Origin of the sequence: Pseudolabrys sp., assembly GCF_035943735.1 — a bacterium.
Taxonomy (GTDB): domain Bacteria; phylum Pseudomonadota; class Alphaproteobacteria; order Rhizobiales; family Xanthobacteraceae; genus Pseudolabrys.
The window spans coordinates 182126-196534 of the sequence record NZ_DASZBV010000021.1 but is presented as its reverse complement, the minus strand read 5'-3'; the positions used below and the strand labels follow the sequence as shown (position 1 = coordinate 196534).

Sequence of the window (14409 nt, the reverse complement as noted above, 5' to 3'; positions counted from 1 at the left end):
CTGGCAGCCGCATGCGTATTGCCGCTTGCGGGCGGAACCGCCTTCGCCCAATTCCCGCCCGTGCCGGGGCAGCCGCAACAACAGCCGCCCTGCATGGCGGACTTCACCAAATTGCGTAACGACACCGAGACCAAAGGCCGCGCCATCCAGGCTGCGAGCCAGCGGCATGCGGCTCCGAAGGAGGCATGCCGGCTGTTCAGCGCGTTCCAGACCGCCGAGGCAAAGATGCTCAAATACGCGCAGGACAATCAGGCGTGGTGCGGAATCCCGCCGCAGATCATCCAGCAGATCAAGACCAGCCACGACCATACGGTCGAGATCCGCACCAAGATCTGCAAGATCGCGGAAGCGCCGCAGCGGCCGGCGGGTCCGTCGCTGAGCGACGCGCTGACCGGCCCGGTGCCCGACTCGAGCACCATCAAGCCCGGCCGCGGCGGCACCTTCGACACCCTCACCGGCTCGCCCGTCGGCGGAAAATGAGCGGCGGCGCCGGACGTGTTGCCGACGCGGCGCGCGGAAACTGGGTCGACGGCCTCGCGCCCGCCGTCACGCGCCCGTATCTGCGGCTCGCCCGCTTCGACCGACCGATCGGCTCCTGGCTGCTGCTGATCCCCTGCTGGTGGTCGCTCGGCATCGCCGGCATGCACGCGCGGGCGCTGCCGAGCCTGTGGCATATCGTCCTGTTCTTCGTCGGCGCCTTCGCCATGCGCGGCGCCGGTTGCACCTGGAACGATCTCGTCGATCGCGACCTCGACGGCAAAGTCGAGCGCACGCGCTCGCGGCCGATACCGTCGGGGCAAGTCACCGCCCGGCAGGCGGCGATCTTCATGGTCGTGCAGGCGCTGCTCGGGCTTGCCGTGCTGCTGCAGTTCAATCGCGCGACCATCCTCTGCGGCTTCGCCTCGCTCGCCGTGGTCGCGATCTATCCGTTCATGAAGCGCATCACCTACTGGCCGCAGATCGTGCTGGGCCTCGCCTTCTCCTGGGGCGCGCTGATGGGTTGGCCGGCGACGTTCGCGCGCCTCGATGCGCCGGCGCTCGTGCTCTATGCCGGTTCGATCTGCTGGGTGATCGCCTACGACACGATCTACGCGCATCAGGACCGCGAGGACGATCTGCTCATCGGCATCAAATCGACCGCCCTGCTCTTCCAGGAACGCACGCGGCCGATGCTCGCCGTGTTCTATGCGGGCGCGGTGCTGCTGATCGGTGCGGCCGGCATCATGGCCGGCGGCGGCGCGATCTTCATCGTCGGCATGCTCGCCTTCGCCGTGCATCTCGGCTGGCAGGTGGCGCGGATCGACATCGACGATCCGGCGCAATGCCTGACGCTGTTCCGATCGAACCGCGACGCTGGTTTGATCCTGTTCGCCGCGATGCTGCTCGACGCGGCGTTCTAATAGGCCGGCGTCGCCGGCGTGCGCGCGCTGCCGCTCATGCTCGACTTGCCGAACAGGCTCCAGTGACCGAAGTCGAGCAGACCGCCGCTCTTCTTTTTTGACTCTTTGACCGGCGCGGGCTCCGCCGGCGCATCGGCGGCATCGTCGTCAAACTCGCCATCCTGGCCGGCGATCAGGTCGCCGATGGTCGGCGTCTTCTGCGGAATCGAACCGGTATAGGACGGCGCCCGGTTGGCGTAGTGCGCGCGTGCGCGCGCCGCGACCACTTCGCCCGGCACCGCGTTCGGCCGGCAGGGCCGCCGGCCGCTGGCGCGACGCATCAGGTCGACGTGAATGTGATTGTAGTGCGCGGCGTTGTAGCCGGGCGCCAGCACCGTGGTGAAGGTCTCGCAGGCATAGAGCTGCACGTCGTGCAGGAAGCCCTGCTCTTCCGGCGAGCCGTGCCAGCCGCGCTGCACGGTGATGGTGCGGCCGTCGGCGAACGTGAAGGCGGCGATGTCGATGGCGTTGCCGAAGGCGTGCTCGGAAATGTGCTGCGTGCTGTTGCCCACCATGTCGCGGCAGGAATAGGCCGAGATCTGCTTCATCGACACGACCGGCTGATGGAACCAGTGCAGCGCCGCGGGCTGCACGCCCTCGCTGACCCAGCGGTCGAGCGCCGAGACGAGCGGACAGGCGAGCGTCGCCGGCGGCGTCAGCGCCGCCTCGGTCGGGGCAGCGGCCGGAGCGCGCGGCGGGCCAAGCGGCGGCACGCTCTGCGGCGTTTGCTGTCCATACGGCGGACGCTGACCGTAAGGCGCGCGCATCGTCGTGGCCGGCGCGGTCTGCGGCGGCTGGATGGCGTCGTCCGGAATGTCGTCGGCTTCCGGCTCCGCCTCACCGGGCGGACGGATCGACATCGGTGCGCCGGCGGGCGCCGATGATTGCTCATAGCGCGGCGGCGGCTGATAGGCCGGCTGCGCTTGATAGGTGGGCTGCTGTTGATAGGTGGGCTGCTGTTGATACTGCGGCTGGCTCGGCGCCGGCGCGGCATTGCCGCCCTGCTCGACGCCCTGCGGCCCGACCTGCCATTGCATGCGCTCGCCCGCTGCCGGCGCGGCGGCAGGTTGCGGCGGCGGCAGATAGCGCGGCGGCTCGTTCACCGGCCAGCGCGGCATGGCCGAGCTGTTGGGGATGCCCGCCGGCGGGCGCAGGTCGTCGCCATAGGCCATCGGCGGATTGGCCTCACCGAGCGCCGACACCTTCAGGGGGAAATCGGCGCCGCAGACGCCGGGGCCTTCGATCGGCTGGATCTGCACGACGCCGCCGCCGAGCTTCACCGCGCCGGATTTGAGACAGGAGACCTCGGCTTCGTGCCGCCACGGCGCGCGCTCGCCGACTTGCCACAGGCCGCGGCCGCAACCGGCGAGCGCGAGCAGCAAGGTCAGGCCGGCCAGCGAAAACCGCACACCACGCTTCATCCGCATAAAATGCGAGCGGGTGCTTTAACGAGATATCAACGACGCCAATCAGGACTTCGGTTAGGTTAAGGAACCGTTGCCGCCTCCGGCGCGACCGCCGGAGGCGATGCCTGTCGAGCGCGCTTCTACTGCGCCGGCTTGATGCCGAGCGTCTTGCCGATCTCGGCGACGGTGTCGCGCTGGTCTTTGAGATCCTTGGCGAAGTCATCGGCCGAGCCCGGATTGACGATCTGCCCGGTGGCGACCAGCTTCGCATTGATCCCCGGATCAGCGACGTATTCCTTGATGTCGCCGGCGATGCGTTCGATCGCCGCCTTCGGCATGCCCTTGGGCCCGAGCACGCCGACCAGCCCGTCGAATTCGAGCGAGGGGTAGCCGGCCTCGCGCGCGGTCGGGATGGCATCGAGCGACTTCGCGTGCTGACGATTGGTCAGCGCGATGACCTTGACCTTCCCGGCCTGCACGCGCGGCCGCATGATGGCGTAGGCGCCGACATAGGCCTGGATGCGGCCGTCGGCGAGATCGTTGATCGCGTCCACGGTGTTGCGATAGGGCACCTTGGCGACGTCGAGCTTTTGCGTCTTCAGGAAGGCCGCGAACAACAGGTCGTTGGCGCCGGTGACCGAGGCGTAGTTCAATTTGCCCGGCTCCGCCTTCGCCTTGGCGGCGAACTCCTTGATCGAGGAGACGCCGAGACCGGTCGGCACGCCGAAGGCGATCAGCGTGTTGGTCACGCGCGCGATCGGCACGAGATCGTCCGCTTTGTACGGCAGTTTGTCGTGCAGCAGCGGGTGTGCGGTGAAGGTGGAGGCGGGCGCGAACAGCAGCACGTGGTCGTCGTGCGCATTCACCACCGCCATGATCGCCAGGATCGCGTCGCCGCCTGGCTTGTTCTCGACGATGACGGGCTGACCCCATTTCTGCGACAGCTTGTCGGCGAGCAGCCGCGCGGTGATGTCGACGCCGGAGCCTGCGCCCAGCGGCACGATGAAGTGCACCGGGCGCGACGGCCAGGCGGGCTGCTGCGCCTGCGCGGGCAGCGTTGCGAAGGCGGCGAACGCCGCCACGGCAAGGGTCATCAGTGAACGACACAAGGTGCGCATTTTTTCGTTGTCCCCGGCTGAATTTACAAGCAAGCACAGATAGCCGGCCGTTCGCGATCGGGCAAATTGTATCTCTCCGGCGATGCGCGGCCGTCGGACGCAAGGACGAGGCGTCGTCCCACGGCGGTGGGCCAGCGTCATGCGCACGTCACTGGAACCGTGTTTTATACAGGCTCTTGCTGCGCTGCATTGCAGCATCCCCGCCTGCCGGAGCATTCCGCACGAACGATCAGGCGGTTACCGGAAGCATGCAGCGCACGCATGGCGGTAAAAGAATATCGCGCAATTTTCGGCCGCAATATCGGTACCGCGGTGTTTCGTGCTAACCTTCGCCTACACCGACCAAGGGAGGCTTGCCGTGAACCTTGCCTTGAAGTGGGACGTCATCGCCGTTTGCGCCGTGTTCGTGTTCGTCGGCGCAGTGCTGCTCGGCGCTTTCTAAAGCTTTTCAATTCGCGCGATGCGACACCGGAGAGCCAATGGTTCTCCGGCGCTTTGATTCTGCGTGTTACGCCGCCGCGATGCTCGGCGCCTGGCGCGGATCGTAATTGAGGATCGGCGCCAGCCAGCGCTCGGCCTCGGCCACGCTCCAGCCCTTGCGCCGCGCGTAGTCCTCGATCTGGTCACGCTCGATCTTGCCGACGCCGAAATAGGCCGCCTGCGGATGGCTGAAGTAGAGGCCGGACACGGCGGCGCCCGGCCACATCGCGAAGCTCTCGGTGAGTTGTACGCCGATGCGCTCCGCCTGCAGCAAATTGAACAACGTGCCCTTCTCGGTGTGGTCCGGCTGCGCCGGATAGCCGGGTGCCGGACGGATGCCGCGATACTTCTCCAGGATCAGTTCGTCGTTGCCGAGCGTCTCGTCGGCGGCGTAGCCCCAGAACTCCTTGCGCACGCGCTGATGCAGCCTCTCGGCGAAGGCTTCGGCGAGACGATCGGCCAGCGCCTTCACCATGATCGCCGAATAGTCGTCATTGGCGCGCTTGAAGCGGTCGGCGACCTCGTCCTCGCCGATGCCGGCGGTGACGGTGAAGCCGCCGACGTAATCGGCAAGACCCGACTCGCGGGGCGCGACGAAATCGGACAGCGCCGAATTGAAGCGGCCCTCGCGCTTGGACAACTGCTGGCGCAAGGTGTGCAGCGTAGCGACCGGCTGCCCGCGCGCCTCGTCGGCATAGACGAGGATATCGTCGCCCTGCGCGTTAGCGGGGAAGAACCCGACCACTGCACTCGCCTTGAACCAGTTTTCGGCGACAATCTTATCGAGCATCGCGCGCGCGTCTTCGTAGAGCGAGCGCGCCGCCTCGCCCACCTTGGCGTCGTTGAGGATCGCCGGGTAGCGGCCGCCGAGCTCCCAGGTCGAGAAGAACGGCGTCCAGTCGATAGCGTCGACCAACTCGGCGATCGGGTAGTTCTCGAGCATGCGCGTGCCGAGGAAGGACGGCTTCGGCGGCACGTAGGCGCCCGACCAGTCGAGCTTCACCGCATTGGCGCGCGCGGCGGCAAGCGACAGCCGCGCCTTGTCCTCCTGCGCCCGTGCATGCGCGGCGGCGATGCGCGCATATTCGTTGCGCAGCTCGGAGACGTAGGTGCCCTTGCCCTGCGACAGCAGCGACTGCGCCACGCCCACCGCACGGCTCGCGTCGTTGACGTGGATCGTCTGTCCGCGGTGGTAGTTCGGATGGATCTTGACCGCCGTGTGCACGCGGCTGGTCGTGGCGCCGCCGATCATCAGCGGCACCTCGAAACCCTGCCGCTCCATCTCGGAGGCGACGTGGCACATTTCGTCCAATGACGGCGTGATCAGGCCGGACAGGCCGATGATGTCGGCCTTCTCGGCCTTCGCCGTCTCGAGGATCTTCGCCGCCGGCACCATGACGCCGAGATCGATGACCTCGTAATTGTTGCACTGGAGCACGACGCCGACGATGTTCTTGCCGATGTCGTGCACATCGCCTTTGACCGTCGCCATGACGATCTTGCCGTTCGACGAGGAGTGGCCGCGGTTGTCCTTGTCCTGCTCCATGTAGGGCATGAGATAGGCGACCGCCTGCTTCATCACGCGCGCCGACTTCACCACCTGCGGCAGGAACATCTTGCCGGCGCCGAACAGGTCGCCGACGACGTTCATGCCGTCCATCAACGGGCCTTCGATAACGTCGAGCGGACGCTTGGCCGCCTTGCGCGCCTCCTCGGTATCGGTCTCGATGAAGTCGGTGATGCCGTGCACCAAAGCATGCGTCAGCCGCTCGCCAACCGGCTTCTCGCGCCAGGCGAGGTCGGCGTGCTTCTCTTCCGTACCCTTGCCGTGGAATCTCTTGGCGAGATCGAGCAGGCGTTCGGCCGCGTCCGGACGGCGGTTGAGCACGACGTCCTCGCAGGCTTCGCGCAACTCCGGATCGAGATCGTCGTAGACCGCCATCTGCCCGGCATTAACGATGCCCATATCCATGCCGGCCTTGATGGCGTGATAGAGGAACACGGAGTGCATCGCCTGCCGCACCGGCTCGTTGCCGCGGAACGAGAACGACAGGTTCGACACGCCACCCGACACGTGCGCGTACGATAGGTTTGCGCGAATCCACCGCGTGGCCTCGATGAAGTCGACGCCGTAATTGTTGTGCTCGTCCATGCCGGTGGCGATGGCGAAGATGTTCGGGTCGAAGATGATGTCCTCGGGCGGAAAGCCGACCTGCTGCGTGAGGATGTCGTAGGCGCGCTTGCAGATCGTACACTTGCGCTCGAACGTGTCGGCCTGACCCTTCTCGTCGAAGGCCATCACCACCACCGCGGCGCCGTGCCGGCGCACGATCCTGGCGTGCTCGATGAAGGCCGCCTCGCCTTCCTTCATCGAGATGGAATTCACCACCGGCTTGCCCTGGATGCACTTGAGGCCGGCTTCGATGACGGAAAACTTCGAGGAATCGACCATGACCGGCACGCGCGCGATGTCCGGCTCGGCGGCGATAAGGTTGAGGAAGGTGACCATCGCCGCTTCCGAATCGAGCAGGCCCTCGTCCATGTTGACGTCGATGACCTGCGCGCCGTTCTCGACCTGCTCGCGCGCGATCGACAGCGCCGCCGGATAATCGCCGGCGGTGACGAGCTTGCGGAACTTGGCCGAGCCGGTGACGTTGGTGCGCTCGCCGACATTGACGAAGGGGATTTCCGGCGTCAGCGCGAAGCTCTCGAGCCCGGAGAGGCGCAGCTGCTGCGGCACCTCGGGAATGCCGCGCGGGGTCTTGCCCGCGACGGCGTTGGCGATGGCGGCGATATGCTCCGGCGTCGTGCCGCAGCAGCCGCCGACGACGTTGACGAGGCCGGCATCGGCGAACTCGCCGAGCAGTTCGGCCATGAATTCCGGGCTCTCGTCGTAATAGCCGAATTCGTTCGGCAGGCCGGCGTTCGGATAGGCGCAGACGAAGGTGTCGGCGACGCGGCCGATCTCGGCGACGTGCGCGCGCATCTCCTTGGCGCCGAGCGCGCAGTTCAGGCCGATGGTGACCGGATTGGCGTGCCGCACCGAATTCCAGAACGCGGCCGGCGTCTGACCGGAGAGCAGGCGGCCGGACATGTCGGTGATGGTGCCGGAGATCATCACCGGCACGTCGACGCCGCGCTCCTCGCACAATTCGGCGATCGCGTAGATCGCCGCCTTGGCATTCAGCGTATCGAACACAGTCTCAATCAGGAACAGGTCGGCGCCGCCGTCGAGCAGACCGCGCGCCTGCTCGCCGTAGGCCGCGCGCAACTGGTCGAAGGTGACGGCGCGGAAACCCGGATTGGACACGTCCGGCGAGATCGAGGCGGTGCGGTTGGTCGGGCCGAGCGCGCCGGCGACGAACCGGCGCTTGCCGTCGTCCTTCTCCGCAAGCACGGCCGCCTCCCGCGCGAGCAGTGCGCCGGCATGGTTGAGCTCGTAGGCGATCTCCTCCATGCCGTAGTCGGCCTGCGCAATGGCCGTCGACGAGAACGTGTTGGTCGAGACGATGTCGGCGCCGGCTTGAAAATACTTCAGATGGATGTCGCGGATGGCGTGCGGCCGGCTGAGATTCAAGAGGTCGTTGTTGCCGCGCACCTCGCGGTTCCACGCGTCGAAGCGCGCGCCGCGATAGCCTTCTTCGTCGAGCTTGAGCGCCTGGATCATCGTGCCCATGGCGCCGTCAAGCACCAGGATGCGCTGCTTCATGGCCTCGACAAAGGTAGTGCGTACGGACACAGGACTCATGACTTCACCTCCTGCACGGCCGGACGCAGGCCGAGCAGATGACAGATCGCGTAGACAAGGTCGGCGCGATTCATTGTGTAGAAATGGAAGGACGTGACGCCGCGATCCAGCAGATCGATAACCTGCTCGGCGGCGACGGCGGCGGCGATCAGCTTGCGCGTCGCCGGATCGTGGTCGAGGCCGGCGAAGCGCTCGGCGATCCAGGCCGGCACCGAAGCGCCGGCGCGGGTGGCGAAGTTCTTCGCCGCCTTGAAGTTCTGCACCGGCAGGATGCCCGGCACGATCGGGATATCGATGCCGCGCGCGCGCACGCGCTCGAGATAGCGGAAATAGACGTCGTTCTCGAAGAAGAACTGCGTGATCGCGCGGGACGCGCCGGCATCGACCTTGGCCTTGAGCATGTCGATGTCGGCTTCGACCGTCGGCGAATCCGGATGTTTCTCCGGATAAGCAGAGACGGAGATCTCGAAATCGGGCGCAGCCTTCTTGATTCCGGCGACGAGATCGGCAGCATTGGCATAGCCGCCCGGATGCGGCGCGTATTTCGCGCCAGCGCCTTCCAGCGCGTCGCCGCGCAATGCCACGATGTGGCGTACGCCGGCGTCGTGATAGTCGCGCACGATGCCGTCGATCTCCGCGCGCGTGGCGGCGACGCAGGTCAGATGCGCGGCCGGCGTCAGCGTCGTCTCGTTGAGGATGCGACGGACGGTGGCGTGCGTGCGCTCACGCGTCGAGCCGCCGGCGCCGTAGGTGACCGACACGAACGACGGCGACAAAGGCGCCAGCCGTTCGACCGATTCCCACAGCGTCTTCTCCATCGCCTCGTCCTTCGGCGGGAAGAACTCGAACGACGTCGCAATGCGGTTATGGCCCGCCGGCATGAACCGGCTCAAACGCGGAGATATGTTCATCACGCAACCTCGCGGCGTTTTGGCGTCGCCATCAGCGCGCGCACGTCGCGCGCCAGCCATAGCGACACGGCGATCTTGCCGTCGCTGCCCGGCTCCGGCGAAAGCGAGCGATGCAGCACCGGCTCGAGCCCGGACGCCGTCATCCACTGCGTCACCGTCTCCGGCGCGAAGCCGAGACGGCGATGCGCGAACTGCTCGCGCAGGAATTCCTGTTCATGCGGCGCGAAGTCGACGACCAACAGGCGTCCGCCCGGCCGCAGCACGCGCGCCGCTTCCTTGATGGCCCGGGCGCCGTCGTCGAGGAAGTGCAGCACCTGATGCAGGATGACGACGTCGAAGGAGTCGGCGGCAATCGGCAGGTCGTAGAGGTCGCCCTGGCGCACGCTGCAGTGCTTGAGGCCGGCGCGCTCCAGCCGGTCGCGCGCCAGCAGCAGCATGTCGAGCGACAGATCGAGGCCGAGGCCGCGCTCGAGGTGCGGCCCGAACAATTCGAGCATGCGGCCGGTGCCGGTGCCGAGATCGAGCAGCGAACGGAACGGCTTGTCGGCGAGCGCGGCGCGGATCGCCTCCTCCACCGCCTCGTCGGCGACGTGCAGGTTGCGGATGCGGTCCCACTCGACGGCGTGCTCGCGGAAATAGGCCTGCGCCGCGGCGGCGCGGGCAGCGCGGACATCGGCGAGGCGGTCGCGGTCGCGCGCGATCACCGGGTCGGCCGGATTGAGCCGGTCGAGCAGCGCATGGGCGACGTCGGCGCCGCCGCCATGCTCGGCCAGGCGGAAGAAGGCCCAGGTGCCCTCGCGGAAGCGCTCGATCAGTCCCGCCTCGACCAGCAGCTTGAGGTGGCGCGAGATGCGCGGCTGCGACTGCCGCAGGATGTCGGTGAGGTCGGAAACGGTCAGTTCGGCCTCGGCCAGCAGCGCGAGCACGCGCAGGCGCGTCTCCTCGCCCGCAGCCTTGAGCGCCACGTTGAGAGCCTCGAAACCGAGCCTGCCGCTGTCGCCGAGCACCATGTTGACCTGAACGCCGCCGCTTGGGCCTGTTCCCACTATATAAGGATATCTTTATACGTTGAAATAGACCGGCGCAAGGGCGTCGTCCCGCCCGGCCCCTTGATCCTCGTCAGGGCGGCGGTTCGCGGCCCGTATTGCTAGTGTTCTCACCCGACAGCGCTAACGAGAAGCGATAAGGAACCCCGCATGAACCCGGCCAACGGCCCCACGCCCGACTTCGGCATCCGCCCCGGCGAGCAGGCGGTCGACCTGCCCGCCTCTCCCGACGCCGGCGTCTATTTCATCGGCCGCATCCGCACGCCGTGGACCGAGCGCAAGGACTGCCCGAAGAACGCGCGCGCGAGCGATGCGGTCTGCACGGTCGAAGTCGAGGCGCGCTATGCCCCGGCCTTGAAGGAGGTCGAGACCTGCTCGCACCTGGTGCTGCTCTACTGGATGGACAAGGCGCCGCGAAACCTGGTGCTGCAGACTCCGAGCCATTACGGCATTGAGCGCGGCACGTTCTCGCTGCGCTCGCCGGCCCGGCCCAATCCGATCGCACTGAGCGTCGTCAAATTGCTCAGCGTCGACGGCAACAAATTGTCCGTCGTCGGCCTCGATTGCCTCGATGGCACGCCGCTTCTGGACATCAAGCCGTATTTTGCCTCGACCGACAGCGTGCCCGACGCGGTGGTCGGCTGGCACAAAAGGAAGGATGAACGAGCGCCGTAGTGGAGGGCTTCGCTTTCACTCCGTTCGTCCCCAGGAACGAACCGAGCGTAGGGCCGCATTTTTCAATCCGCAAAGTCCCGCCAAACGCGCCAAAACTCCGCCGGTTCCAGGCAGTTTCACGCATTTGAGGACTTGTGATCCGGAACATTGAACCGTTTTGGCCATTGCCTCGACGAACAATTGTCACGGTTCGTCGAGGGGTGCCATGTCCAACAAGCTCTTCACCACCGCTTCGCTCGCGGCGCTGATCGCGGCTGCCGCTTTCGCCACGCCCGCTTCCGCGCAATCGCTGTTCGCCTTCATGGCGCCGCCGGCCCAGACCCAGGCCGCGCCGCAGCCGCAGGCCGTCGATCCCGCGCCGGGACAGGACGACGCCACGGATACCGACGCGTCGCTGGCCGGCCGTCTGCAGCGGCAGGTCGTCAATTACCCGACGCGCGAAGCGCCCGGCACCATCATCGTCGATACGCCGCACACCTTCCTCTATCTCGTGCTCGGCGGCGGCAAGGCCATGCGCTACGGCATCGGCGTCGGCCGTGAAGGTTACACTTGGGCCGGCGTGAAGAATGTCGCGCGCAAGGCCGAGTGGCCCGACTGGTATCCGCCGTCGGAGATGATCAGGCGCCAGCCTTATCTGCCGCGCATGGTTGCCGGCGGACCCGGCAATCCGCTCGGGGCGCGCGCCATGTATATCGGCGGCACCGAGTACCGCATCCACGGCACCAACGATCCCTCGTCCATCGGCAAGTTCATGTCGAGCGGCTGCATCCGCCTGCTCAATGCCGACGTCGAGGACCTCTACAGCCGCGTGCAGGTCGGCGCCAAGGTGATCGTGCTGCCGATGGCCGCCAATCCGACCCGCGAAGCGGCAAAGCCCGACACCACGCAGGTCGCATCCTATGCGCCTGCGCCGCAGAGCCGTGCGGCTCGCGCGTGGAACGGCACCCGGCCCTCCGGACTTTACTGATCGACTACTGACTTGATCCTCCGACAACTTGCCCGGCCTCGCGCCGGGCAATTTTTTTGGAGCGACGCAGCGAGCAAAAGTCGTCGTCACTCACACTCGGCGACGACGACGCGGCAGTTGCTGCCGCATTCCTTGAGCGACATCGCCTGCGCCGTGCCCAGGGACGTGCCCCAGCCGACGCCGAAGTGGCCGTGCGACACGGCGTAGGCGCCGCATTTGTCGAAGCGCACCACGACGCGGCAGTTCTTGTTGCCTTCCTGCCGGCAGCGGCGCATGGCGGCGCCGGCGGCCTCGTCGCGATTGTGCTCGCCGACGGCAACGCCGTAACCGACGTCCTCGTGGTGCTGCCCTTCCTCATCGTCGATCGCGATGGCGCCCGCCCCGTAGGCGCTCGCCGCAATCGACATCGCCGCGGCGAATGCCGCGAGCCGAATGATGCCCAGCATGGATGTCCCCCCGTGTCTGAAGCCGGACCCGACTTGTTGCGGTTGTGCCGGCGCCGCAACCCTACCATGCAGCGATATGACGGAGAAGTGGTTTGGGGGCGTCGGCAAACCCGTTAAGGTCCGGCCCGCTGATTTGGAGGTGTGCGATGCGTATTGCAGCGATGGCGGCGGGCGGAGTCGGCGGCTATTACGGCGCGCGGTTGGCCGCCGCAGGCCACGACGTGTTCTTCATCGCGCGCGGCGCCCACAAGGCGGCGATCGAGAAGAACGGCCTCACGCTCGAGCGGCCCGAGGGCAATGTCCATATCCCGAAGGCGAACGTCACCGACGATCCCACCAAGGTCGGTCCGGTCGACATCGTGCTGTTCGCGGTGAAGCTATGGGATACCGAAGCGGCCGCGCAGGCCACGCGGCCTATGGTCGGGCCGCACACGCGCGTCATTCCGCTCCAGAACGGCATCAACAGCTACGAAACGATCGCGCCGATCCTCGGCGTGGAGAACACGGCCGCCGGCGTGACCTACGTCGCGACGGTGATCGATCGTCCCGGCGTCATCCGCCAGGACGGCACCTTCCAGTCGATCATTTGCGGCAGGGTCGACGGGCGTCCAGACCCGCAATTGCAAGCTTTCGTCGACGCCGGCAAGGCCGCCGGCATCGAGATCAGCCTGTCCGATAACATCCAGCGCGACCGCTGGCACAAATATATATTTCTCACCGCGACATCGGGCGCGACCGCCGTCACGCGCAAGACGATGGGTCCGATCCTCGCCGACCCCGATACGCGACGCATGTTCCACAACATCATGCGCGAGACATTGAAGGTCGGCCAGGCGAAGGGCGTCGCGATCGAGGACAGCTATCTCGAGCAACGGATGGCCTTCGCCGACAAGAGCGTGCCGGCGAACATGAAGGCGTCGATGGCCAACGATCTCGACCGCGGCAACCGGCTGGAGCTCGACTGGCTCGCCGGCACCGTGTCGCGTCTGGGCCGCGAACTCGGCGTGCCGACGCCGGTGAACGACACCATCTATGCCGCGCTGAAGTTGCACCGGATGGGCAAAAGCTGAGCCCGTCCGAGGCCTTGTCAGCCCATTGCCCTGCTGGAATACTCCGCGCCGCTCGCGCCCCCTGAACAATAACACGCGAGCGGGGAGGACAATCATGCGCCATCACCGCATCCTGCGGCTCCTGGTCGCCGCCGCGCTGCTGAGCGTCGCCGCCGGCGGTGCCCGGGCCCAGACCTATCCGTCGAACAAGATCACCATGATCGTCGCCTTCGCGCCGGGCGGCGTCGCCGACACGCTCGCGCGCATGATGGCGCAGGGCGTGTCCGAGCGGCTGCACCAGAGCGTCGTGGTCGAGAACCGCGGCGGCGCGGGCGGCAACATCGCCGCCGGCCTCGTCGCCCGCGCCAACCCGGACGGCTACACCGTGCTGGTGACGACGACGGCGCTCGCCATCAACGCGACGCTGCACCAGAACAATCCGTTCAAGATCGACGACTTCACCACCGTCGCCATCGCCGCCTCGAGCCCGGAGGCGCTGGTGACCAATCCGAAGAACCCGGCGAAGGACCTCGCCGAGTTCGTGAAGAGCATGAAAGGCAAGCCGATCACCTTCGGCTCGGCCGGCGTCGGCAGCGGCTCGCATGTCGAGGCGGAATTCTTCTTCAAGGAGCTGGCCAAGGTGCCGGCGACGCACATCCCGTTCCAGGGCGGCGCGCCGGCGATCAACGCCACGCTCGGCAACCAGATCGACCTGCTCGCCACCACGCTCGGCGGCGGCGCCGCGGCGCAGATCAAGGCCGGCAAGCTGAAAGGGCTCGGCATCGCCGCGGCCAAGCGCGCGGCGGTCGTGCCGGACGTGCCGACCTACGCCGAGCAGGGCTTCGGCGACTTCTCGGCCGCCTCCTGGGTCGGCGTGTTCGCGCCGGCCAAGACCGATCCGAAGATCGTCGCCACACTCAACGAAGCGATCCTCGACACCATCAAGAGCCCGACGGTGCAGAAGCGCCTCACCGACATCGGCTTCGATCCGCTGTCGCTCAAGCAGCCCGAGGCGCAGGCCATGTTCAAGTCCGAGGTCGACAAGTGGGGCCACATGGTCAAGGTACTCGGTCTCTCGGTGAAATGACGACGACGAAAACTCCCGCCGGCCAGGCCGGCGGGAG

13 protein-coding genes are annotated in these 14409 nt (G+C 66.9%); 7 read left to right on the top strand and 6 right to left on the bottom strand.

From position 1 onward, the window contains the following. The first annotated feature begins 93 nt into the window (after positions 1-93). Together VGV41_RS16670 and ubiA are read left to right on the top strand one after the other, a co-directional pair. Complete coding sequence (locus VGV41_RS16670) at positions 94-480, top strand: hypothetical protein (protein WP_326865050.1); 387 nt, start codon at positions 94-96, stop codon at positions 478-480. Next, complete coding sequence (gene ubiA / locus VGV41_RS16665; protein ID WP_326865049.1) at positions 477-1400, top strand: 4-hydroxybenzoate octaprenyltransferase; 924 nt, start codon at positions 477-479, stop codon at positions 1398-1400. The genes VGV41_RS16670 and ubiA overlap by 4 nt, the downstream gene beginning before the upstream one ends. On the opposite strand, the gene VGV41_RS16660 is transcribed toward ubiA, so the two are convergent. Continuing rightward, a complete protein-coding gene (locus VGV41_RS16660; protein WP_326865048.1) occupies positions 1397-2848 on the bottom strand; it encodes an extensin family protein in 1452 nt (483 codons plus the stop codon). The two genes, ubiA and VGV41_RS16660, sit on opposite strands and share 4 nt — an antisense overlap. Positions 2849-2985: 137 nt before the next feature. Further along, positions 2986-3939: a tripartite tricarboxylate transporter substrate binding protein gene (locus tag VGV41_RS16655; RefSeq protein WP_326865047.1), complete on the bottom strand. Its 954-nt coding sequence runs from the start codon at positions 3937-3939 to the stop codon at positions 2986-2988. A 343-nt stretch (positions 3940-4282) separates the two neighbouring features. Here VGV41_RS16655 and VGV41_RS16650 point away from each other — a divergent pair, with 343 nt between their 5' ends. Further along, entirely contained in the window at positions 4283-4405 is a 123-nt protein-coding gene (locus VGV41_RS16650) for a hypothetical protein (RefSeq protein ID WP_326865045.1), read from the top strand. 66 nt (positions 4406-4471) lie between these two features. Here the strand turns inward: VGV41_RS16650 and metH are convergent, their stop codons facing one another. From metH to VGV41_RS16635, 3 genes are read right to left on the bottom strand one after another with little or no spacing between them, the layout of a single operon-like run. Then, the gene (metH, locus tag VGV41_RS16645) at positions 4472-8191 is read right to left on the bottom strand and encodes a methionine synthase (protein ID WP_326865044.1); all 3720 of its coding nucleotides are present in this window, start codon (positions 8189-8191) and stop codon (positions 4472-4474) included. Continuing rightward, positions 8188-9072 carry a methylenetetrahydrofolate reductase [NAD(P)H] gene (gene metF / locus VGV41_RS16640; RefSeq protein WP_326865043.1) on the bottom strand — a complete coding sequence of 295 codons (885 nt, stop codon included), beginning with the start codon at positions 9070-9072 and terminating at the stop codon, positions 8188-8190. The genes metH and metF overlap by 4 nt, the downstream gene beginning before the upstream one ends. Before the next feature lie 29 nt (positions 9073-9101). Then, positions 9102-10112 carry a metalloregulator ArsR/SmtB family transcription factor gene (locus tag VGV41_RS16635; RefSeq protein ID WP_326865115.1) on the bottom strand — a complete coding sequence of 337 codons (1011 nt, stop codon included), beginning with the start codon at positions 10110-10112 and terminating at the stop codon, positions 9102-9104. A 186-nt stretch (positions 10113-10298) separates the two neighbouring features. Between VGV41_RS16635 and tsaA the strand changes: the two genes are divergently transcribed. Together tsaA and VGV41_RS16625 are read left to right on the top strand one after the other, a co-directional pair. Next, a complete protein-coding gene (tsaA, locus tag VGV41_RS16630; RefSeq protein WP_326865042.1) occupies positions 10299-10823 on the top strand; it encodes a tRNA (N6-threonylcarbamoyladenosine(37)-N6)-methyltransferase TrmO in 525 nt (174 codons plus the stop codon). A 205-nt stretch (positions 10824-11028) separates the two neighbouring features. Next, positions 11029-11790 (top strand): L,D-transpeptidase, encoded by a 762-nt coding sequence (locus tag VGV41_RS16625; protein ID WP_326865041.1) that lies wholly within the window; start codon positions 11029-11031, stop codon positions 11788-11790. 86 nt (positions 11791-11876) lie between these two features. Here the strand turns inward: VGV41_RS16625 and VGV41_RS16620 are convergent, their stop codons facing one another. Next, positions 11877-12236, bottom strand: a complete 360-nt coding sequence (locus VGV41_RS16620) for a DUF4189 domain-containing protein (RefSeq protein ID WP_326865040.1) — start codon at positions 12234-12236, stop codon at positions 11877-11879. 146 nt (positions 12237-12382) lie between these two features. Between VGV41_RS16620 and VGV41_RS16615 the strand changes: the two genes are divergently transcribed. Both VGV41_RS16615 and VGV41_RS16610 read left to right on the top strand, forming a co-directional pair. Then, entirely contained in the window at positions 12383-13306 is a 924-nt protein-coding gene (locus VGV41_RS16615; protein ID WP_326865039.1) for a 2-dehydropantoate 2-reductase, read from the top strand. A 94-nt stretch (positions 13307-13400) separates the two neighbouring features. After that, positions 13401-14372: a Bug family tripartite tricarboxylate transporter substrate binding protein gene (locus VGV41_RS16610; protein WP_326865038.1), complete on the top strand. Its 972-nt coding sequence runs from the start codon at positions 13401-13403 to the stop codon at positions 14370-14372. Positions 14373-14409 lie beyond the last annotated feature (37 nt).

Excerpts from the sequence above, each read along its gene's own strand:
- VGV41_RS16670 (WP_326865050.1), top strand. The coding sequence starts at position 94 with ATGGCGGACTTCACCAAATTGCGTAACGACACCGAGACCAAAGGCCGC.
- VGV41_RS16625 (WP_326865041.1), top strand. The coding sequence starts at position 11,029 with ATGTCCAACAAGCTCTTCACCACCGCTTCGCTCGCGGCGCTGATCGCG.
- ubiA (WP_326865049.1), top strand. The coding sequence starts at position 477 with ATGAGCGGCGGCGCCGGACGTGTTGCCGACGCGGCGCGCGGAAACTGG.
- metF (WP_326865043.1), bottom strand. The coding sequence starts at position 9,072 with ATGCCGGCGGGCCATAACCGCATTGCGACGTCGTTCGAGTTCTTCCCG.
- metH (WP_326865044.1), bottom strand. The coding sequence starts at position 8,191 with ATGAGTCCTGTGTCCGTACGCACTACCTTTGTCGAGGCCATGAAGCAG.
- VGV41_RS16615 (WP_326865039.1), top strand. The coding sequence starts at position 12,383 with ATGCGTATTGCAGCGATGGCGGCGGGCGGAGTCGGCGGCTATTACGGC.
- VGV41_RS16635 (WP_326865115.1), bottom strand. The coding sequence starts at position 10,112 with ATGGTGCTCGGCGACAGCGGCAGGCTCGGTTTCGAGGCTCTCAACGTG.
- VGV41_RS16620 (WP_326865040.1), bottom strand. The coding sequence starts at position 12,236 with ATGCTGGGCATCATTCGGCTCGCGGCATTCGCCGCGGCGATGTCGATT.
- tsaA (WP_326865042.1), top strand. The coding sequence starts at position 10,299 with ATGAACCCGGCCAACGGCCCCACGCCCGACTTCGGCATCCGCCCCGGC.
- VGV41_RS16655 (WP_326865047.1), bottom strand. The coding sequence starts at position 3,939 with ATGACCCTTGCCGTGGCGGCGTTCGCCGCCTTCGCAACGCTGCCCGCG.
- VGV41_RS16610 (WP_326865038.1), top strand. The coding sequence starts at position 13,401 with ATGCGCCATCACCGCATCCTGCGGCTCCTGGTCGCCGCCGCGCTGCTG.